Annotated in this window: 21 protein-coding genes; 6 read left to right on the top strand and 15 right to left on the bottom strand. The window is 74.9% G+C overall.

Going from position 1 to position 18,555, the window contains the following annotated elements:
• Window positions 1–42: 42 nt before the first annotated feature.
• The gene (locus tag ACJTNH_RS10245; RefSeq protein ID WP_458175225.1) at window positions 43–954 is read left to right on the top strand and encodes an HAD family hydrolase; all 912 of its coding nucleotides are present in this window, start codon (window positions 43–45) and stop codon (window positions 952–954) included.
• 76 nt (window positions 955–1,030) lie between these two features.
• Here ACJTNH_RS10245 and ACJTNH_RS10250 read toward each other — a convergent pair whose 3' ends face one another.
• The 5 genes from ACJTNH_RS10250 to proC all read right to left on the bottom strand — a co-directional run bounded on the left by ACJTNH_RS10250 (window position 1,031) and on the right by proC (window position 4,978).
• Window positions 1,031–1,936, bottom strand: coding sequence for a lysophospholipid acyltransferase family protein (locus ACJTNH_RS10250; protein ID WP_458175227.1), 906 nt, complete (start codon window positions 1,934–1,936; stop codon window positions 1,031–1,033).
• Window positions 1,929–3,047: an NAD-dependent epimerase/dehydratase family protein gene (locus ACJTNH_RS10255; protein WP_458175229.1), complete on the bottom strand. Its 1,119-nt coding sequence runs from the start codon at window positions 3,045–3,047 to the stop codon at window positions 1,929–1,931. Before ACJTNH_RS10255 ends, ACJTNH_RS10250 begins: the two co-directional genes overlap by 8 nt.
• Window positions 3,048–3,057: 10 nt before the next feature.
• Complete coding sequence (locus ACJTNH_RS10260; RefSeq protein ID WP_012854759.1) at window positions 3,058–3,156, bottom strand: 30S ribosomal protein bS22; 99 nt, start codon at window positions 3,154–3,156, stop codon at window positions 3,058–3,060.
• A 289-nt stretch (window positions 3,157–3,445) separates the two neighbouring features.
• Window positions 3,446–3,784: a helix-turn-helix domain-containing protein gene (locus tag ACJTNH_RS10265; protein ID WP_458175418.1), complete on the bottom strand. Its 339-nt coding sequence runs from the start codon at window positions 3,782–3,784 to the stop codon at window positions 3,446–3,448.
• Between the two features lie 360 nt (window positions 3,785–4,144).
• Window positions 4,145–4,978 carry a pyrroline-5-carboxylate reductase gene (proC, locus tag ACJTNH_RS10270; protein ID WP_458175231.1) on the bottom strand — a complete coding sequence of 278 codons (834 nt, stop codon included), beginning with the start codon at window positions 4,976–4,978 and terminating at the stop codon, window positions 4,145–4,147.
• 58 nt (window positions 4,979–5,036) lie between these two features.
• Between proC and ACJTNH_RS10275 the strand changes: the two genes are divergently transcribed.
• Window positions 5,037–5,582: a type 1 glutamine amidotransferase domain-containing protein gene (locus ACJTNH_RS10275; protein WP_458175233.1), complete on the top strand. Its 546-nt coding sequence runs from the start codon at window positions 5,037–5,039 to the stop codon at window positions 5,580–5,582.
• A 15-nt stretch (window positions 5,583–5,597) separates the two neighbouring features.
• On the opposite strand, the gene ACJTNH_RS10280 is transcribed toward ACJTNH_RS10275, so the two are convergent.
• Window positions 5,598–6,608 carry a hypothetical protein gene (locus ACJTNH_RS10280; protein WP_458175235.1) on the bottom strand — a complete coding sequence of 337 codons (1,011 nt, stop codon included), beginning with the start codon at window positions 6,606–6,608 and terminating at the stop codon, window positions 5,598–5,600.
• Window positions 6,608–7,552, bottom strand: a complete 945-nt coding sequence (locus ACJTNH_RS10285) for a Ppx/GppA phosphatase family protein (RefSeq protein WP_458175237.1) — start codon at window positions 7,550–7,552, stop codon at window positions 6,608–6,610. Before ACJTNH_RS10285 ends, ACJTNH_RS10280 begins: the two co-directional genes overlap by 1 nt.
• Before the next feature lie 88 nt (window positions 7,553–7,640).
• Here ACJTNH_RS10285 and ACJTNH_RS10290 point away from each other — a divergent pair, with 88 nt between their 5' ends.
• Window positions 7,641–8,480, top strand: a complete 840-nt coding sequence (locus tag ACJTNH_RS10290; protein ID WP_458175239.1) for a hypothetical protein — start codon at window positions 7,641–7,643, stop codon at window positions 8,478–8,480.
• On the opposite strand, the gene ACJTNH_RS10295 is transcribed toward ACJTNH_RS10290, so the two are convergent.
• The gene (locus ACJTNH_RS10295; protein ID WP_458175241.1) at window positions 8,376–9,449 is read right to left on the bottom strand and encodes a helix-turn-helix domain-containing protein; all 1,074 of its coding nucleotides are present in this window, start codon (window positions 9,447–9,449) and stop codon (window positions 8,376–8,378) included. The genes ACJTNH_RS10290 and ACJTNH_RS10295 overlap by 105 nt on opposite strands.
• A gap of 81 nt (window positions 9,450–9,530) precedes the next feature.
• Here ACJTNH_RS10295 and ACJTNH_RS10300 point away from each other — a divergent pair, with 81 nt between their 5' ends.
• A complete protein-coding gene (locus ACJTNH_RS10300; protein WP_458175243.1) occupies window positions 9,531–9,776 on the top strand; it encodes a hypothetical protein in 246 nt (81 codons plus the stop codon).
• A gap of 10 nt (window positions 9,777–9,786) precedes the next feature.
• Complete coding sequence (locus tag ACJTNH_RS10305; protein ID WP_458175245.1) at window positions 9,787–10,005, top strand: DUF3072 domain-containing protein; 219 nt, start codon at window positions 9,787–9,789, stop codon at window positions 10,003–10,005.
• A 101-nt stretch (window positions 10,006–10,106) separates the two neighbouring features.
• On the opposite strand, the gene ACJTNH_RS10310 is transcribed toward ACJTNH_RS10305, so the two are convergent.
• The 3 genes from ACJTNH_RS10310 to ACJTNH_RS10320 are packed head-to-tail and all read right to left on the bottom strand — an operon-like array spanning window position 10,107 to window position 13,034.
• Window positions 10,107–11,009, bottom strand: a complete 903-nt coding sequence (locus ACJTNH_RS10310) for an outer membrane protein assembly factor BamB family protein (protein ID WP_458175247.1) — start codon at window positions 11,007–11,009, stop codon at window positions 10,107–10,109.
• Between the two features lie 28 nt (window positions 11,010–11,037).
• Window positions 11,038–11,718, bottom strand: a complete 681-nt coding sequence (locus ACJTNH_RS10315; protein ID WP_458175249.1) for a winged helix-turn-helix domain-containing protein — start codon at window positions 11,716–11,718, stop codon at window positions 11,038–11,040.
• Window positions 11,715–13,034: a sensor histidine kinase gene (locus ACJTNH_RS10320; protein WP_458175251.1), complete on the bottom strand. Its 1,320-nt coding sequence runs from the start codon at window positions 13,032–13,034 to the stop codon at window positions 11,715–11,717. The genes ACJTNH_RS10315 and ACJTNH_RS10320 overlap by 4 nt, the downstream gene beginning before the upstream one ends.
• 226 nt (window positions 13,035–13,260) lie before the next feature.
• Between ACJTNH_RS10320 and phoU the strand changes: the two genes are divergently transcribed.
• Window positions 13,261–13,923 (top strand): phosphate signaling complex protein PhoU, encoded by a 663-nt coding sequence (gene phoU / locus ACJTNH_RS10325; RefSeq protein WP_458175260.1) that lies wholly within the window; start codon window positions 13,261–13,263, stop codon window positions 13,921–13,923.
• Between the two features lie 74 nt (window positions 13,924–13,997).
• On the opposite strand, the gene ACJTNH_RS10330 is transcribed toward phoU, so the two are convergent.
• The 4 genes from ACJTNH_RS10330 to ACJTNH_RS10345 form a co-directional block, all read right to left on the bottom strand.
• Window positions 13,998–14,762, bottom strand: coding sequence for a phosphoglyceromutase (locus tag ACJTNH_RS10330; RefSeq protein ID WP_458175262.1), 765 nt, complete (start codon window positions 14,760–14,762; stop codon window positions 13,998–14,000).
• 58 nt (window positions 14,763–14,820) lie between these two features.
• Window positions 14,821–16,083: an aminotransferase class I/II-fold pyridoxal phosphate-dependent enzyme gene (locus tag ACJTNH_RS10335; RefSeq protein WP_458175264.1), complete on the bottom strand. Its 1,263-nt coding sequence runs from the start codon at window positions 16,081–16,083 to the stop codon at window positions 14,821–14,823.
• 387 nt (window positions 16,084–16,470) lie between these two features.
• Window positions 16,471–18,033, bottom strand: coding sequence for an MFS transporter (locus ACJTNH_RS10340; RefSeq protein WP_458175266.1), 1,563 nt, complete (start codon window positions 18,031–18,033; stop codon window positions 16,471–16,473).
• Window positions 18,030–18,554 (bottom strand): YbjN domain-containing protein, encoded by a 525-nt coding sequence (locus ACJTNH_RS10345; protein ID WP_458175268.1) that lies wholly within the window; start codon window positions 18,552–18,554, stop codon window positions 18,030–18,032. Before ACJTNH_RS10345 ends, ACJTNH_RS10340 begins: the two co-directional genes overlap by 4 nt.
• Between the last annotated feature and the right edge of the window lies 1 nt (window position 18,555).

An 18,555-nucleotide genomic window follows, 5' to 3' on the forward strand; every position in this document is an offset into this window, starting at 1 on the left:
GGTCGCCAGCGACGAGGAGCAGACGCACGGAGGTGGTCCGGAGTGGTCCGAGTGCCGTTCCGGGGCCGTGCTGCCTCCGCACCCGCCGAGCTCGAGGACGAGGAGGCCCGCGCCCTCGTCGCCGGCGCCGCCTCGGCGGCCGCCGCGGAGACCGAGCCCACCACCCCGGCGCCCGACCGCACCGCCGCGGCGTTCTTCGACGTCGACAACACGATGATGATGGGCGCCTCGCTGTTCTGGTTCGCCCGTGGGCTGGCCGCGCGCAAGTACTTCACCTCCCGGGACGTCGCCTCGTTCGTCTGGCAGCAGGCGAAGTTCCGGATCGCCGGCAGCGAGAGCGCGACCGACATGCACACCGTGCGGGACAACGCGCTGGCCTTCGTCGCCGGCCGCGAGGTGCAGGAGATCATCGACGCCGGCGAGGAGATCTACGACGAGCTGATGGCCGACCGCATCTGGTCGGGCACCCGCAACCTCGCCCAGCAGCACCTCGACGCCGGCCAGCGGGTCTGGCTGGTCACCGCCACCCCGGTCGAGCTCGCCTCGATCATCGCCCACCGCCTGGGCCTGACCGGCGCGCTGGGCACCGTCTCCGAGGTCGTCGACGGCCGCTACACCGGCCGGCTGGTCGGCGAGATGATGCACGGGGAGTCCAAGGCGCAGGCGGTGCGGGCCCTGGCCGAGCGGGAGGGCCTGGACCTGTCCCGCTGCACCGCCTACAGCGACTCCACCAACGACCTGCCGATGCTCACCCTGGTGGGCTCCGCGGTCGCGGTGAACCCCGACACCGAGCTGCGCGCCGTCGCCCGCTCGCGCGGGTGGACCGTGAAGGACTTCCGCACCGGCCGCAAGGCCGCCCGGATCGGCGTCCCGACCGTCGGCGCGGCCGCGGTCTCCGGCGGCGTCGTCGGCGGCCTCATCTCCCTCCGGCGCCGCAACCGCTGGCCGTTCTGACCCCGCCTCAGCCCCCGGCCTGGCGCAGGGCTCCGGGTCGAGCGGAGCGAGTACGAGAGGGCAGCGAGGTCCTTCGTCAGCTGAAGACGCTGCGGCGCTGGAGCAGCAGCCGGTAGAGCGAGTGCTGGATGGTCTCGCGGACCTGGTCGGTCAGGTTGAACACGGTCATCGGGTCGTCGGCGGCCGCCGGGCCGTAGGACGCCGTCTCGATCGGCTCACCGAAGGCGATGAACCACTTCGACGGCAGCGGGACCGCACCCAGCGGGCCCAGCAGCGGGAAGGTCGGGGTGATCGGGAAGTACGGCAGGCCGAGCAGCCGGGCGGCGGTGCGGGCGTTGCCGATCATCGGGTAGATCTCCTCGGCGCCCACGATCGCGCACGGCACGATCGGGGTGCCGGTGCGCAGGGCGGCGCTGACGAAGCCCCCGCGGCCGAACCGCTGCAGGGTGTACCGCTCGTGGAACGGCTTGCCGACGCCCTTGAAGCCCTCGGGGAAGACGCCCACCAGCTCCCCGCCGGACAGCAGCCGCTCGGCGTCCTCGTTGCAGGCCAGGGTCACGCCCAGCTTCCGTGCCAGCGACCCGATGAAGGGCACCTGGAACACCAGGTCGGCGCCCAGCAGCCGCAGCCGGCGGGCCGCCGGGTGCTCGTCGTGCAGGGCGACCGTGGCCATCAGCGCGTCGACCGGGATGGTGCCGGAGTGGTTGGCCACCACCAGCGCGCCGCCGACGTCGGGCACGTGCTCCAGCCCCTGGGTCTCCACCCGGAACCACTGGTGGAACAAGGGCCGCAGCCCGGGCAGGAGGACGTGGTCGGTCAGGTCGGGGTCGAAGCCGAACTCGTCGGTGTCGTACTCCCCGGTCAGCCGGCGCCGCAGGAACTCCAGCCCACCGGCCAGCTGTTCGTCCCAGCTGGGCTCGGGTCGCGGCGGGGCCGGCTGCTCGTCGTCCGGGCGCAGCGGGATCACCCGGGCCTCAGGCATCGCGCACCGCCCGCAGGCCGGGCACCGGGGGCGCGGCCCGGCGCCGGTCGCCGAGCAGGCCCGGGACAGCGGTGAGGCCACCGGCGACCCGGCCGACCACCGAGCGGGCGGTGCCGGTCACCTCGGCGACCAGCTGCGGATCGACCACCGGGGGCACGGTACGGGCGTAGTCGGCCAGCGCCTCGGCGGTGGTGTACCGCGGGCGGTAGCCGAACTCCTCGCGCAGCACGCGGGTGTCGACGACCCGGCCGAAGTTGAGGAAGCGCATCTGCTCCGGCGACCAGTCGACCAGGGCGCCGCGGCGGGTGAGCCGGCCGAGGGAGCCCATCGCGGCCTCCGGCACCGGGAGCGCCACCCGGCCGAGCCGGCGGATCGCCTGCGACAGCAGCACGGTGCCCTGGGCGCCGACGTTCACCGTGCCGACGAAGTCACCCGTGGCCGCCTGCTGCAGCACGGCCACGGCGTCGTCCTCGTGCAGCAGCTGGACCCGGGCGTCGTAGCCGAGCGCCGTGGGCACCACGGGCATGCGCAGGAAGCCCGACAGCAGCGAGTCGATCCGCGGGCCGATGAGGTTGGTGAAGCGGAGCACGGCCACCCCGACGTCGGGCCGGCGGCGGGCGAAGGCGCGCACGTAGCTCTCGATGTCGAGGCTGTCCTTGGCGAAGCCACCGCCGGGCACCCGGCGGGCCTGCATCGCCTCGGTGAAGACGGCCGGGTCTCGGGAGCTGGCACCGTAGACCGCGCTCGTGCTCTTGAGCACGAGCCGGCGGACCTGCGGGGACCGCTGGCAGGCAGCCAGCAGCTGCATCGTGCCGATGACGTTGAGCTCCTTCATCGACACCCGCCCCCCGGCACCGGCCGGGGTCGCGCTGATGTTCATGTGGACGACGGTGTCCACGGACGCCGACTCGATCACCTTCCCGATCAACGGGCTGCGGATGTCGGCGCGGACGAACTCGGTGCGTCCGAGGCGGCGGAGCACCTCGGGGGCCGGGGGGACGGTGTCCACCCCGATGACCCGGTCGATCGCCGGGTCGGCGGCGAGCTCGGCCGCCAGCGCGCCGCCCAGCCACCGGCTCACGCCGGTGACGAGGACGACCGCGGGCGGCACGAGCGTCAGCTCACTTCTTGTTGCGCCGCTGCACGCGGGTCTTCTTGAGGAGCTTGCGGTGCTTCTTCTTCGCCATCCGCTTGCGGCGCTTCTTGATGACCGAACCCATGTCCTGCTCCCGACGTCGTGTCCGCCCAGCGGCCGGGGAGCGTGACCGGGGTGGTCACACGGCTCCGTGGTCCGGGTACCGGGCGAGTGATCTGCTCGTGCGCGTGATCTGCTCGTGCGCGGCCGCCCCCACGAGAGGGGGATCGACCGCTCAGCGCCCGAGCCTACCCGGCGGACCGCCGGCGAGCCGGGACGGCCGCCACCACCGTCGGGTGAGCCTCCGGTCGGCCCCGTCCAGAGGCTCGCCCCGAGCTCGCGAGGGGTGAGGAGGACGGGGTCCTTCGACTTCTTCAGGCGATGTCGGTGTAGGCGTCGCGCAGGTAGTCGTGCACGGCGCGCTCCGGCACGCGGAAGGAGCGGCCGACGCGGACGGCGGAGAGCTCGCCACCGTGGACGAGGCGGTAGACGGTCATCTTCGAGACGCGCATCAGGGCGGCGACCTCGGCGACGGTCAGGAAGGCGACGGCGGCGCGGGGGGCCGGCACGGCGGCCGGACGGCCGACCGGGACGGCGGCGGGGTGGGCCGCGGGCACCGGGCGGGACAGGGCAGCGGCGTTGATGGGGCGACCCATCGGACGCGGGGCCGGGACACCCGGGCGGGTGGTCTGGATGGCGGCGCGCTGGGGCATGGTCACGTCGATCGTCTCCGGTCTCAGCGCTCCCGCGGCCACCGGCTTCCCCACCGGCGGGCGTGTCACGTTCGCGCTGGAAAGACCATATGGGGGCCGGAGTGACAGAAGCGATGGGTGAAACGGACAGGCGGACCGGTCCGTCTGGGCACAAGTGGACAGAGACACCCTGTGACACACCAGTAACGGCGTGTTGTCCCCAAGTCGACTCGTCCGACCAGCCGTCGATCCACAGGAAACTGTGGAAAAACACAGGCTTGTGATTCAGCTGAGCACCTCTGGGACGGACCGACACGAGTTCTCAAGGCGCGTCGGCTGCAGTGTGCGCCCGACCGGTGACCGATCGCGGCGTCGCGCGGGTCAGCCGTCGGTGCGGCCGAGCTCCACCGACCGGTGGTGCGCCGCCTCGATCGCGGCGATCAGCGCCGCACGCACGCCGTGCCGCTCCAGCTCCCGGACGGCGGCGATCGTCGTCCCCCCGGGGCTGGTCACGGCCTCGCGCAGCTGCACCGGGTGCTCACCGGAGTCGCGCAGCATCACCGCCGAGCCGTAGGCGGTCTGCACGATCAGGTCGGCCGCGAGGTCACGCGGCAGGCCGAGCAGGATCCCGGCGTCGATCATCGCCTCGACCAGGAAGAAGAAGTACGCCGGACCGCTGCCGGACAGCGCCGTCACGGCGTCCTGCTGGCTCTCCGGCACCCGGCGCACCTGCCCCACCGGTGCCAGCAGGGCCTCCGCCTCGTCCAGGTGCTCCTCGGTCGCGTGCGCACCCGCCGACAGCACGCTCATGCCGGCCTCGACCAGGGCCGGGGTGTTCGGCATGACCCGGACCACCGGCGTCCCGGCGGGAAGGAACCCCTCGATCCGGCCGGTCGGCACCCCGGCCGCCACCGAGACCACCAGGTGGTCGGTGGTCACGTGCGGCGCCAGCAGCGCCAGCAGGGCGTCGATGTCCTGCGGCTTCACCGCCAGCAGCAGCACCCGCGCGCGAGCCGCGGCCTCGGCGAGGTCGGCGGTGCCCACGCCGTGCCGGGCAGCCAGCTCCGCGGCCCGCTGCGGGCTCCGCTCCACCACCAGCACGCCCTCGCCGGTACCGGCCCGGCGCACGAGACCGGCGAGCAGCGCCTCACCGATCTTGCCGCCGCCGATGATGGCCAGCTGGGCGCCCGAGTCGCCGCGTCCCGCAGTGATCATGTCCGCGACGGTAGTGCCCGCCCGTGTGTGCCGCGGACCGGCGGGGTAGGCGCCGCCCATGTCTGGAGAACTGAACGGCAAGCGGGTGGCGGTGCTGGCCACCGACGGCGTGGAGCAGGTCGAGCTCGACCAGCCGTGGCAGGCCCTGGTCGAGGCGGGGGCCCGGCCGGAGCTGATCGGCCTGGCCGCCGGGAGCATCACCGCCTACGACCACATCGACGAGGGCGACACCAAGGACGTCGACGTCGCCCTGCCCGACGCCGACCCCTCGTCCTACGACGCGCTGGTGCTGCCCGGCGGGGTGATCAACGGTGACTTCGTCCGGGCCGACGCGGCCGCCGTCTCGTTCGTCAAGGCGTTCTTCGACGCGGGCAAGCCGGTGGCGGCGATCTGCCACGCACCCTGGGTGCTCGCCGAGGCCGACGTCGTCCGTGGCCGCCGGATGACCTCCTGGCCGTCCCTGCAGATCGACCTGCGCAACGCCGGGGCGGAGTGGGTCGACGAGGAGGTCGTCGTCGACGGCAACCTCACCACCAGCCGCAAGCCCGACGACCTGCCAGCCTTCGGGCGGACCCTGGTCGAGCAGTTCGCCGCTGCCGGCTGACGCCGGGCGCCCCGGTCAGCCGGCCGCGAGCAGGCCGGCGGCCGGGGCGATCACCAGCACCGTGGCGGCCAGCAGCAGCACCGCGAGCAGCTGCACGCCCACCGGGCCCTGCCCCTGGCGCTGCCGCCAGGCGCCCACGCCCGCGATCAACCCGGTGATGGTCAGCGGCGCGGCCACCAGGGCGCCGTAGGGCACCAGCTCCCACAGCACGGTGAAGAGGAAGTACACGCCGACCCCGACGGCCAGGGCGACCACCAGCTCCCCCACGAACCGCGCCCAGGCCAGCGCGCCGTCCCGGCCGGTGAGCGGTTCGGGCTCCGCGGCGTCGGCCGCCGCCTGCGCCGCGACGACCGGGATGGGTCCGGTGACCGGGTGGTCGGCGGCCCGCCGGGCCCGGGCGGCCGCCTCCGCCGCCTTCGACTGCGGGGTGGACCGCGCCGTGGCCGCCGACGAGCCCGTGCTGGGCGAGCCGGCCGGGATCGCCGACGTCGAGGGGCCCTGGCCGTACAGCGCGTGCCCGGGGTCGACGTCGCTCTTGCGGCGGGCCGGCACGGCGGGCGGGGACGCCGCGTCGCTCCGCGATCCGACCGGCCCGGTCCCGGACAGCGGCCCCGGCCCGGCCGGCGCGGGTTGCGGTGCGGCAGCCGGGGCGCGGGGTGGCGTCGGGGTCCGGGGCGGGGCGTCCGGGCCGGCCAGCCCGGCGGCCGGGCGCCACGCGGGCTCCGGCGCCGGGGTCCAGACCGGCTGCGAGCGGCCGGGGGCCGGCGCGGCGGCCGTGCCGCGGGCGGCCGCACCAGGGGCCCGCGACGGGCGGGGGGCCTGCGGGGCCGGGTCGGCGCGGCCGGCGTCGACGCGGGCGTTGCGGCCGGTGGTGGGCACGCGGGCGTTGCGGCCGGTCGCCGACGGGTCCTCGCCGGTCTTGCGCCGCCGGCCCGGGCGGGTGCCCAGCTCGCTCTCCAGCCCGTGCTCGCGCAGGATCTCCGCCAGCGAGCGGACGCTGTACTCCCCTGAGTCGGGCTGCGACATCAGGCTCCCTCCAGCTGGTCCAGGCGGCGGAGGATGACTCCCTCACGCAGCGCCCACGGGCAGATCCGCACGCACGGTACGTCGACCGCCCGCATCGCGGCCTGCGCCACGACGGCACCGGCCGGCACCTGGTGCGCCCGCTGGGCGGAGACGCCCTGCAGTTCGGCCAGCGCGGAGGACTCGATCCGCGAGACGAAGCCGAGCACCTGGGACAGCCCGGTGTCCGTCAGCTCCCGGGGGGCGCGCAGCCCGGCGGCGGACGGCGCGGCGCCGGCCAGCCGGGCGAGGGTCCGGAACGTCTTGGAGGTCGCGGCGACCAGGTCGGGGTCACCGGCGCCACGCAGCTCCTTGCCGACCGGGGCCAGCAGCTCGGCGGCGTAGCGGTCGAGGTCGGCGAGGGCGGCCAGGTCCGGCCGACCGCCCGTCTCGGCGCGGGGCAGGAACCGGCGGGTCATCCGCCCCGCCCCCAGCGGCACCGACAGGGCGACGTCGGGGTCCTCGTCCACGCCGGTGGCCAGCTCCAGCGAGCCGCCACCGATGTCGAGCACCAGCAGCCGGCCGGCGCTCCAGCCGAACCAGCGGCGGACGGCGAGGAAGGTCAGCCGCGCCTCGTCCGCGCCGGAGAGCACCTGCAGGTCGACCCCGGTCTGCTCGCGCACCCGGCGGAGCACCGCCGCACCGTTGTCGGCCTCGCGGATCGCCGAGGTCACGAACGCCATCAGCTCGTCACAGCGCCGCTCGGCCGCCTGCTGCCGAGCCCTCTCCACCGCGTTGAGCAGGGACTTCTCCCCCGCCTTGGACAGCTTGCCGTCCGGGCCGATCTGCTCGGCCAGGCGCAGCACCGAGCGGTCGTCGTGCATCGGCGTCGGGTGCGCACCGCGGTGCGCGTCCACCACCACCAGGTGCACGGTGTTCGAGCCGACGTCCAGCACCCCGAGTCGCATGCCCGAGAGTCTGCCTGGCCCCCTCCAGAGGCTCGCGCCGAGCGGAGCGCGGTGTGAGGAGGAGGGGGTCTCTCACTACGCTGCGCCGGTGGACCCGAGCACCTCCGCCGACCCCCCGTCCGAGGTCGGTCCGGACTTCCCCCGCGAGTGGGTCGAGTTCCTCGACCCGGCCGACCCCGAGCACCTCGTCCGCGCCGACCTGACCTGGCTGACCAGCGCCTGGACCTGCGTGTTCGGCCGCGGCTGCGCCGGCGTGGTGGCCGGTCGCGCCGAGGACGGCTGCTGCAACCACGGCGCGTTCTTCACCGACACCGACGACCTGGACCGGGTCGAGGCCGCGGTCGCGGAGCTGACCCCGGCCGACTGGCAGCGGCACCCCGGGAGGGCGACGGGGCGCGACGACTGGACCGAGCCGGACACGCTCACCGAGCCGGCCCCTGGCGAGACCGCCGAGCAGGCGCTGCGCACCCGGGTGGTCGACGGGGCCTGCGTCTTCCTCAACCGGCCGGGCCACCCGGCCGGCCAGGGGTGCGCGCTGCACGCCATGGCCCTGCGCCAGGGCCGGCACCCGCTGGAGACCAAGCCCGACGTCTGCTGGCAGTTGCCGGTGCGCCGGGAGCAGGAGTGGGTCGACCGGCCGGACGAGACGCGCGTGCTGGTCTCGACGATCGGCGAGTTCGACCGCCGCGGGTGGGGGCCCGGTGGGCACGACCTGCACTGGTGGTGCACCGGTTCACCGACGGCACACGTCGCCGCCGAGCCGCTGGTCGCGACCTACGGCCCGGAGCTCACCGCGCTGCTCGGCCCGGCCGCCTACGCCGAGCTACGCCGGCTGACCGAGGCCCGCCTCGACGCCGGCCTCGTCGCGCCCCACCCCGCCAGCCCCCGGCCGGTGCCCGTGGAGCTGCTCCGGCGCCGTCCCGACTGAGCCGGCGGCCCGGAAGGTCTGCCGGTAGGCCCGCGGGGACACCCCGCGGCGGCGGGCGAACTGCTCGCGCAGCCCGGCGGCGGTGCCGAAGCCGACCAGCCGGGCGATCTCCTCGACCGGGGCGTCACTGCCCTCCAGCAGCGCCTCGGCCGCGGCCAGCCGCTGGCCGAGCAGCCAGGCGTGCGGCGTCGTCCCGGTGGTGGCCTTGAACCGCCGGGCGAAGCTGCGGGGGCTCATCAGCGCCCGCCGGGCGAGCAGGTCGACGGTGAGCTCCTCGGCCAGGTGCGCCCGGGCCCACTCCAGGACGGCGCCGAGCAGGTCGTCCTGGACGCGGGCGACGGGGGTGTCGATGAACTGCGCCTGCCCGCCGTCGCGGTGCGGGGGCACGACCATCTCCCGGGCCAGCGCGTTGGCGGCGGCAGCGCCCCACTCCCGGCGGACCAGGTGCAGCAGCGCGTCGATGCCGCTGGCCGTGCCCGCGCCGGTGATCACCTGGCCGTTGTCGACGTACAGGACGGCCGGGTCGACCTGCACCTGCGGGAACCGCGCGGCCAGCTCGCCGGCGTACTTCCAGTGCGTGGACGCCCGCTGGCCGTCGAGCAGCCCGGCCCAGGCCAGCACGAACGCCCCGGTGCAGTGGCTGACGACCATCGCCCCGCGGGCGTGGGCGGCGCGCAGCGCGTCGAGCAGTTCCGCCGGCGGCTGCTGGTCCAGTTGCTCCCAGGCGGTGATCAGCACGATGTCGGAGACCGCCAGCCGGTCCAGCCCGTGGTCGACGAGCATCGCGAGCCCGGTGTCGCTGCGGAGCACGCCCGGTCGCTGGCAGACGAGCGCGAAGTCGAACCGGGGCAGCCCCATCTCCCGGCGGTCGTAGCCGAACACCTCGACGGCCACGCCGATCCCGAAGCTGCCCACGACGCCGTCGGTGACCACGAGGCTGACGACCAGCGGACGGTCCGATGTGCTCATGGACACATCATGGCAGGAACCTTGCGACCGTGGTCGGTCCTGCCACTCGTCGGGTCACTCGCGTCCGCGCAGGCTCTGTCCATGCTGCTGATCACCTGCCCCGTGACCCGGACCGACGAGCTGGTCGCCCACCGGCGCATCAGGTCGGTCGCCAACCACCCCACGTACATCGCCGTCGCCGTCGACTGCCCGGCCTGCGGCGGCAGCCACGTCTACCGGACCGGACGCCGGTGGGAGGCCGCCCGCGCTCGCGCCGCCTCCCGGGCGGGCGCGCAGGCCTCGATCGCCGACGCCGCTCGCGCTGCGCGCACCGGCGTCCCGGCGTAACTTCGAACACATGAGCGAAGCGAACAGCACCGGCCCGGACAGCCCGCAGAGCACCGAGAAGGACCCCGCGGACTGGGTCACCGGCGGCGAGCCGGCCACCGGCGCGCAGAAGAGCTACCTGAACACCCTGGCCCGCGAGGCCCAGGAGGACGTCCCCGACGACATCAGCAAGGCCGACGCCTCCAAGAAGATCGACGAGCTCCAGGAAGAGACCGGCCGCGGCCAGTAGCCGGTCCGCTCGCTGCCCGCGGCGCCGGCTCCGGGCAGCGAGTGCCGAGCCGCGCTCCCGCCATCACCGGGTGCCGATGGCGGCCGGCCGGGGACGCGGAGTCAGTCGCGGCGTGGGTCGCTCGTGTCCGGCTGCGTGAGCCGCAGCGGGACGACCTCGTCATCGGCGAGCAGGAAGACGCCGCGTTCGCTGACGTACACGAGAGCGGCGCTGTCACGCAGCCAGGCCGCGTCGGTCACGGAGTCCAGTGGCCGCTGTTCCAGCAGTTCGCCGTCCGGAGTGAGCCGGATGAGCGCGCAGCCCACGCGATCCCCCTGGTCCACGCTGGTCAGCGCTCGCCAGGTCCCGGTGCTGGCGTCGAACGCCACCCGACGCACGTGTCCACCCGGCACCGGGTACGCCGCCCGTTCGCTGCCGTCCAGGCGCAGGAACCGCAGGTCACCGGCCGCCTCTGCCAGTGCCACGAGGCCGTCACCGGCGGCGGCGTCCAGGACCGAGAAGGACCGCAGGGCGACCCGACTGCCCCGCGGCACCAGGTCGGCGCCGGTCACCTGGACGTGTGTCCTGCTGACCAGCAGCACCATCTCCGGGGTCAGTGCCACCACCTGGACGACCGCCCGCAGCTCGTCACGGGGGCGCCCGGTGGCCGCGTCGAGCACGATGGCCGACCCACGCTCGAAGCCGACCGCGACCCGGCCACCGGCCAGGGCGGTGACGTACTGGACCTGGGACCGCTCCCGGTACTGCCAGATCCGCTCACCACTCAGCGCGTGGCCACAGACGCCGTGCCGGGCCCACGCCCCGGCGACGACCACCGGCTCGGCCTGACCGTCCGTGACCAGGGCGAGCCGCTGACCGCCGAAGTCCAGGACGGTGTCCATGACGGCCAGCGGCGCGAGCCGGGCCAGTGACCAGACCTCCACCCGCCGCTCGTGGGCCCCGACCGCCACGAGATCGGGCTCCCACGGCAACGCCGCGACGTGGGAGACCAGGACGTCACTCACCCGACCCCACCGGTGCGGGCGGGTGGCGTCACGCCTCGAACTTGTAGCCCAGCCCGCGGACGGTGACCAGGTAGCGCGGGTTCGCCGGGTCGGGCTCGAGCTTGGCGCGCAGCCGCTTGACGTGGACGTCGAGGGTCTTGGTGTCCCCGACGTAGTCCGCGCCCCAGACCCGGTCGATGAGCTGGCCGCGGGTCAGCACCCGGCCGGCGTTGCGCAGCAGCAGCTCGAGCAGGTCGAACTCCTTGAGCGGCAGCGAGATCGGCTCACCGTCGACGGCCACGACGTGCCGGTCGACGTCCAGCCGCACGGGGCCGGCGGCGAGGGCCGCCTCCGCCGACGGCTCGGCCTCGGTGCCGCGCCGCAGCACGGCCCGGATGCGGGCGACGAGCTCCCGCGCGGAGTAGGGCTTGGTGACGTAGTCGTCGGCGCCGAGCTCCAGGCCGACGACCTTGTCGATCTCGGCGTCCTTGGCCGTCAGCATGATGATCGGCACGGAGCTCTTGGCGCGCAGCGACCGGCAGACCTCGGTGCCGGAGAGCCCGGGCAGCATGAGGTCCAGCAGCACGATGTCGGCCCCGGCCCGGTCGAACTCGACGAGCGCGTCCGTCCCGGTGGCGGCGACGACGGTGTCGTAGCCCTCCCGCCGCAACATGTAGGACAGCGCGTCGGAGAAGGACTCCTCGTCCTCCACCACGAGCACTCGGGTCATGACCGTCCCTTCTGCAGGGCCCCGGGGGGCCCGTCATCGGCCCCGGCGGGGCCGTCGTCGGTTGTCTGGCGGCCGCGCAACGGTGGCACCGGCGGGCGCTCCTGCGCGCCCTCGTCCAGCGCCTCCTCACCGGCGGCGAGCGGGATGCGCAGGGTGAACGTCGAGCCGAGGCCCTCCTCGCTCCACACGGTGACCGCGCCACCGTGGTTGCTGGCCACGTGCTTGACGATGGCCAGCCCCAGCCCGGTGCCGCCGGTGGCACTGGCCCGCGACTGGTCGACCCGGTAGAAGCGCTCGAACACCCGGGAGCGGTCCTGGCGCGGGATGCCGATGCCCGAGTCGGTCACGGCGATCTCGGCGAAGCCGGCCCGCGCCCGGGCACCGACGGCGATGGTCGTGCCGCCGGGGCTGTAGGCGACGGCGTTGGCGAGCAGGTTGGTCAGCGCCGTGGCCAGCTGCGCCTCCGCCCCGCGGACGACGAGGCCGGGCTGGGCGGCGACGGCGAGCTGGATGTCCTTGGCGGCGGCGGCGGCGCGCGTCCGGTCGACCGCCTCGCCGATCACGGTGCCGACGGCGACGGGCACCAGCTCGGGCAGCGGCTCGGCGCCCTGCAGCCGGGAGAGGTCGATGAGCTCGCGCACCAGCCGGGCCAGCCGGTCGGCCTCGTGCTGCATCCGGGTGGCGAAGCGCTGCACCGTCTCGGGGTCGTCGGCAGCGCCCTGGACCGCCTCGGCGAGCAGCGCGAGCGCACCGACCGGTGTCTTGAGCTCGTGCCCGACGTTGGCGACGAAGTCCCGGCGGACGGCCTCGACCCGACGGGCCTCGGTGACGTCCTGGAGCACCAGGGCGACCGGGCCCGGGGCGCCGACCGGCCCGCTGCCCAGCCGGATGCCGTGCACGCCGACCATCCGCGGGCCGCTGCCCCCCAGGTCGCCGGGGAGGGAGACGTCGGCGCGCCGGCTGCCCGAGGCCTGCACGTCGCGGGCGACCTCGACCAGGTCGGGCACCAGCAGCCGGTCGCCGCGCAGGATGCCCAGCGCCCGGGCCGAGGGGTTGGCCAGCAGGACGCCCTCGTCGGGGCCGAGGAGGACGACGGCCGGGTCCATCAGGTCGACCAGCCGGCGGCTGAGCACCGCGTCGGAGTCGCCGCCCGGCGCGAGGCGCTCGACCGGGGCGGCGTCGCTCGGGCCGGCGGCGCCACGCACCCGGGCGCGCAGCGACGGCACGGCCAGTGCCGCCGACGCCGTCAGCAGCAGGCCGATCACCAGGCCCACCAGCAGGGCGACCACCGGGTCCACGACGTCGATGCTAGACATCGATGCCCCGCTGACCAGCCGGTCCGGTGACCGTCACCCGGTCGGGGCGGGACTGTTCACCGGCCCGCACCTGCCCGTTCACCTGGTGGCTGCCTCCGGCCGGCGCGCGGGTCTCTACCCTCGGTCCTACACGTGTCGCGCGCGTCGGGCGGGTCGCCGACGTGCTGCGGGGACGGCGTCGCCCCCGGGCACCGCCCTGGACGCGGCGACGGGACGAGGAGAGGCCATGCTGCGGGAGAGCTACCGCGAGGAACTGGACGACATCAACGCCTGCCTGGTGGAGATGGCGAACTCGGTCGGGTCGGCGATGAGCACGGCGACCACCGCCCTGCTGGACGCCGACGTGGCCCTGGCCGACCTGGTGATCGCCGGCGACGAGCGGATCGACGCCGTCCGGGAGAGCATCGAGGAGCGCTGCTTCACCCTGCTGGCCCGCCAGCAGCCGGTCGCGACCGACCTGCGCGTGATCACCACCGCGATGCGGATCGTCGCTGACCTGGAGCGGATGGGCGACCTGGCCGAGCACATCGCCAAGGTGGCCCGGATGCGCTTCCCGGAGCACGCGGTGCCGCAGGAGGTCCGGCCGATCTTCCTCGACGCCGGCCACGTCGCCGAGGGCCTGGTCACCAAGGCCGGCACGGTCATCGCCAAGCGCGACGTCGAGGCCGCCGCCGAGCTCGAGGCCGAGGACGACCTGATGGACCAGCTGCACAAGCAGCTGTTCCGTGAGCTCCTGCTGCCCACCTGGGGCCACGGCATCGAGGCCGCCATCGACGTGACGCTGCTGGGTCGCTACTACGAGCGCTTCGCCGACCACGCGGTCAGCGTCGCGCGCCGGGTGGTCTACCTGGTCACCGGCGAGAAGGCGATGGCCGCCTCGCAGGACTGAGCGGCAGGACCGAGCCACACGACGAGGGCCCCGGGAGCGATGCTCCCGGGGCCCTCGTCACGTGGCCTGGTCGACTACTTCTTGCCCTGGTTCTTGACCGCCTCGATGGCGGCGGCCGCGGCGGCGGGGTCGAGGTACTGACCGCCCGGGGTGACCGGGCGCAGGTCGGCGTCGAGGTCGTAGCGCAGCGGGACGCCGGTCGGGATGTTCAGCCCGACGACCTCGTCCTCGCCCATGCCGTCGAGGTGCTTCACCAGCGCACGCAGGCTGTTGCCGTGCGCCGCCACCAGGACGGTCCGGCCGGCGCGCAGGTCGGGGACGATCGCGTCGTACCAGTACGGCAGCATCCGGGCGACCACGTCGGCCAGGCACTCGGTGGCCGGGCGGGCCTCCGGCGGCAGGAAGACGTACCGGGGGTCGGCGTCCTGGCTGTACTGGCTGCCGGCCTCGATCGGCGGCGGCGGGGTGGCGTAGCTGCGCCGCCAGGTCATGAACTGCTCCTCGCCGTACTCGGCGAGGGTGGCGGCCTTGTCCTTGCCCTGCAGCGCGCCGTAGTGCCGCTCGTTGAGCCGCCAGGAGCGCCGCACCGGGATCCACTGCCGGTCGGCGGCGCCGAGGGCGAGCTCGGCGGTGGTGATGGCCCGCTTGAGCAGCGAGGTGTGCAGCACGTCGGGGAGCAGGTCGTGCTCGACGAGCAGCTGCCCGCCGCGGACCGCCTCGGCGCGGCCCTTCTCCGACAGCTGGACGTCCACCCAGCCGGTGAACAGGTTGGCCTTGTTCCACTCGCTCTCGCCGTGACGGAGCAGGATGAGGGTCCCGGTGGGGGTCGCGTCGGTCACGCGGCCCATCCTGCCCGACCGCCACCGGGCGCGTGGGAACGGGCAGCCCGGCGACCCGCTACGCCATCGCCTCGGCCCGCTGGGGCGAGCGCACCCGGCGGACGGCGTCGGCCACCAGCTCACCGGCCCGGCGCAGCTGCTCCTCGGTGTGGGTGGCCATCACCGCCAGCCGCAGCACCCCCTGGCCCCGCGGGACCGCCGGGTAGCCGACCGCGTTGGTGTAGACCCCGGCCTCGTGCGCGGCGGCCCAGGCCGCCCGGGTGTCCTCGTCCTCCCCGGTGCGCACGGCGATGACCGCGCCCTTGCCCGGCAGTGGCGGGGCGCCGTGCTCGGTGAGCACCCGGCGCAGCAGGTCGCCGTTGTCCCGCAGCCGCTGCATCCGCTCCGGCTCGCGGCGCAGCACCCGCAGCGAGGCGAGCGCCGCCGCGACGGCCGCCGGGTCGTTGGCCGCGCTGAACACGTAGGGCATGGCCGAGGCACGGATGCCGTCGGCGATGGCCCGCGACGTCATCACCGCACCGCCGACGCTGGCCAGCGCCTTGCTGAAGGCCACCGTGACCGCGTCGACCCGGTCGAGCACCCCGGCCGCCTCGGCGGCGCCCCGCCCGTGCTCGCCGAGGACGCCCAGCCCGTGGGCCTCGTCGACCACCAGGCGGGCCGAGAAGCGCCGGCAGAGGCCGGCGATCGCCGCCAGCGGCGCCGACTCCCCGCTCATCGAGTAGACGCCGTCGACGACCACGACCGCGCCGACCTCGGGGTCCAGCCGGTTCAGCCGGCGCTCCAGCGAGGCCACCGAGTTGTGCGTGAAGCGCAGCACGGTGCCCCGGCTGGCCGCCGCTGCGGCGTGCAGGCTGGCGTGCGCGTGGGCGTCGACCAGCAGCGCGTCCCCGGCGGCGCCGGCGGTGGAGAGCATCGCGACGTTGGCGTTGACCCCGGCGGAGGTGAGCACGGCGTCCTCGGTGCCGAAGTGCTCGGCGAGCTCCCGCTCGAGGGTCAGGTGCAGCCGGGTGGTGCCGTTGAGGATCCGGCTGCCGGCGGCGCTGGTGCCGTACTGCCGCAGCGCGCTGACCGCGGCCTCGACGACCTGCGGGTCCCCGGCCAGGCCCAGGTAGTTGTTGGTGCCCAGGTTGATCCGCGCGCGGCCGTCGTCGAAGACGGTGACCGGCTCCGGCGCCCCGGCGGTCGGCACCGAGTGCGTGGCCATCCCCTCCCTGGTGTGCCGGCGCATCATCTCGGCCCGGCTGCACTCCAGCAGGGGTGCGAAGGCGTCCCGGCGGACCACCGGGGACGGGACGGATCGGACCGGTGCGACGTCGAGCACGGCAGCTCCTCCACTGTCGGCGCGCGGATCGCAGCCGTTCGAGGACCGACCCTGGCGGTCGGCACGCTCCGTGGTCAACAGGTGTCACGCAGTTCGGTCGAGGGTCACCCGACCAGGCGTGGGACCGGTCACTCCTCGACGGACGGTGACCGGGGCGGGGAGCTCGACAGCCCCGCTCGGGTGACACCCGGCGGGGAGGCGCTCGGGAGGGCCCCGACCGGCGGCGCCTGCGCGCAGCGGCCGGTGCCCGGTCGGCAGGAGGCTCGGACGCGGGGCGGTCAGCCGCGAGGCGGTCAGCCAGCGGGGCGGTCAGCCAGCGGGGCGGTCAGCCAGCGGGGCGGTCAGCCGGCGCGGCGGCCAGCCGGCGGGGTGCCCGAGGGCGGGCGGTCAGACCGTGCTGCGCCGCCGGCCCGGCAGCCAGACCAGGACGACGACCGCGGCCACCACCGCGCACCCGGCGGTGCCCACCGCGGTCAGGTGCATCGCGCCGACGAAGGCCTCCCGAGCCGGGTCGACCACCGCCGCGGCCGCAGTGGCGCCGTCGCCGCCGGCGGCCTCGGCCCGCTCGACCGCCACCAGCGTCGCCACGATCGACTCGCCGGCCTGCTCCCGCGCGCCGGCCGGCAGCGCGTCGACGTCGTCCCCGAGCCGGCTGGCGTAGGCGCCGGCCAGCACCGACCCGAGGATGGCCACACCGAGCGCCCCACCCACCTGCCGGACGGCGTTGTTGACCGCCGCACCCGCCCCGGCCTTCTCCCGCGGGACGACCGACATGATCGACTCGGTCGCCGGGGCCATCACCGAGCCCATCCCGATGCCCTGCAGCGCGAGGTCGGCGAGCACGAGCCAGAGCGGGGCGTCGGCGTCCAGCAGCTGGATGCCGGCGAAGGAGAGCGCGATGAGGGTGAACCCGAACGCGCAGACGGCCTTGGCCCCGAACCGCTCGGCCAGCGCCGAGGTGCGCGGCGCCATCAGCGCGATGCCCAGCGCGACGGGCACGAGCGTGGCCCCGCTCTGCAGCGGCGAGTACCCGCGCACCCCCTGCAGGTAGTAGACGAGGTAGAAGGTGGCGCCCTGCAGGGCGAAGAAGTTCAGCGCGAGCGCCCCGGCCGCGGCGGAGAACGCCGGGTTGCGGAACAACGAGACGTCCAGCGCCGGGTGGGTGGTGCGTCGCTGCCACCAGACGAAGACGGCCAGCAGCGCCGCACCGGCGGCGAGCGGTCCCCAGGTCTGCGGCTCACCCCAGCCCTCCGAGCCCCCGCGGATGATCCCGTAGACCAGCCCGACCAGCGCCGCGATCGACAGCAGCACCCCGGGGACGTCGAGCCGGCCGGGGTCGGGGTCCTTGGACTCCGGGACGACCGTCAGGATGCCGACCATGCCGACGGCGGCGACCGGGACGCCGAGCAGGAAGACCGCGCCCCACCAGTAGTGCTCCAGCACCAGCCCACCGGCCAGCGGGCCGCCGGCCACGGCCAGCCCGGAGGCACCCGCCCACAGCCCGATCGCCTTGCCGCGCTCACCGGCGGGGAAGACGTTGGTGATCACCGCGAGGGTGGCCGGCTGCACGGCGGCGCCGCCGACGCCCATCAGCGCCCGCCAGCCGATCAGCTCCAGCGCCGAGCCGCTGAAGGCCGCCAGCACCGAGCCGACCGCGAAGATGCTCAACCCCGCGAGCAGCACCTTGCGCCGGCCGATCCGGTCGCCGATCACGCCCCAGCTGAACAGCAGGCCGGCGAAGACCAGGATGTAGGAGTCGATCGCCCACTGCAGCTCGCCCTGGGTGGCGTCCAGCTCGCGCTGCAGTGTCGGCAGCGCGACGTTCAGGATCGTGTTGCCCATGATCACCATGAGCAGGCAGACGATCATGGTGCCGAGCACCCACCACCGGCGCTCGTACCCGGTGGGCAGCGCCGTGACGTCCGGGGCCGAGTGCTCGGCGGTGCTCACCCCTGCGGGTCCCGGGGCCGCCGTTCCGGGTCGGCGAAGGCGGCGAACGCCTCCAGGTTGCGCAGCGACTCCCCGCGCTTGACCCGCCAGTCCCACTCGCGGCGGATCGAGGTGCCGAAGCCGATCTCCAGCATGGTGTTGAAGTGCTCGTCGGCGTAGGTGAGCACCGCGCCGAGCAGCCGGTCGATCTCCTCCGGCGTCACCATCGCGTGGCCCAGCCGGCCGGTCAGGTAGACGTCACCGACGGTGTCGATCGAGTAGGCCACCCCGTACATCCGGGCGTTGTGCTGCAGCAGCCAGGCCCACAGCTGCTCCCGGTTCTCGTCGGGCTGGCGGCAGACGAAGGCCTCCACCCGGAAGCCGTGCTCCCCCACCGTCAGCCCGACCAGGGTCTTGAGCTTCTTGACCCCCGGCAGGGTGACGACGAACCGGCCGAGACCGGGGCGCTCGTACTCCAGCTCGGCGGCGCGCAGCGTCTCCTCGACGACGGCGTCGAGCTCGGCGACGCTGCGCTCGCTCATC

The organism is Modestobacter lacusdianchii (assembly GCF_054177765.1).

What these genes read in the sequence shown, in the direction of transcription:
- ACJTNH_RS10250 (WP_458175227.1), bottom strand. Translation starts at nt 1,936, where the DNA reads ATGCCTGAGGCCCGGGTGATCCCGCTGCGCCCGGACGACGAGCAGCCG.
- ACJTNH_RS10260 (WP_012854759.1), bottom strand. Translation starts at nt 3,156, where the DNA reads ATGGGTTCGGTCATCAAGAAGCGCCGCAAGCGGATGGCGAAGAAGAAG.
- ACJTNH_RS10265 (WP_458175418.1), bottom strand. Translation starts at nt 3,784, where the DNA reads ATGCCCCAGCGCGCCGCCATCCAGACCACCCGCCCGGGTGTCCCGGCC.
- proC (WP_458175231.1), bottom strand. Translation starts at nt 4,978, where the DNA reads ATGATCACTGCGGGACGCGGCGACTCGGGCGCCCAGCTGGCCATCATC.
- ACJTNH_RS10275 (WP_458175233.1), top strand. Translation starts at nt 5,037, where the DNA reads ATGTCTGGAGAACTGAACGGCAAGCGGGTGGCGGTGCTGGCCACCGAC.
- ACJTNH_RS10280 (WP_458175235.1), bottom strand. Translation starts at nt 6,608, where the DNA reads ATGTCGCAGCCCGACTCAGGGGAGTACAGCGTCCGCTCGCTGGCGGAG.
- ACJTNH_RS10285 (WP_458175237.1), bottom strand. Translation starts at nt 7,552, where the DNA reads ATGCGACTCGGGGTGCTGGACGTCGGCTCGAACACCGTGCACCTGGTG.
- ACJTNH_RS10295 (WP_458175241.1), bottom strand. Translation starts at nt 9,449, where the DNA reads ATGAGCACATCGGACCGTCCGCTGGTCGTCAGCCTCGTGGTCACCGAC.
- ACJTNH_RS10300 (WP_458175243.1), top strand. Translation starts at nt 9,531, where the DNA reads ATGCTGCTGATCACCTGCCCCGTGACCCGGACCGACGAGCTGGTCGCC.
- ACJTNH_RS10305 (WP_458175245.1), top strand. Translation starts at nt 9,787, where the DNA reads ATGAGCGAAGCGAACAGCACCGGCCCGGACAGCCCGCAGAGCACCGAG.
- ACJTNH_RS10315 (WP_458175249.1), bottom strand. Translation starts at nt 11,718, where the DNA reads ATGACCCGAGTGCTCGTGGTGGAGGACGAGGAGTCCTTCTCCGACGCG.
- ACJTNH_RS10320 (WP_458175251.1), bottom strand. Translation starts at nt 13,034, where the DNA reads ATGTCTAGCATCGACGTCGTGGACCCGGTGGTCGCCCTGCTGGTGGGC.
- phoU (WP_458175260.1), top strand. Translation starts at nt 13,261, where the DNA reads ATGCTGCGGGAGAGCTACCGCGAGGAACTGGACGACATCAACGCCTGC.
- ACJTNH_RS10345 (WP_458175268.1), bottom strand. Translation starts at nt 18,554, where the DNA reads ATGAGCGAGCGCAGCGTCGCCGAGCTCGACGCCGTCGTCGAGGAGACG.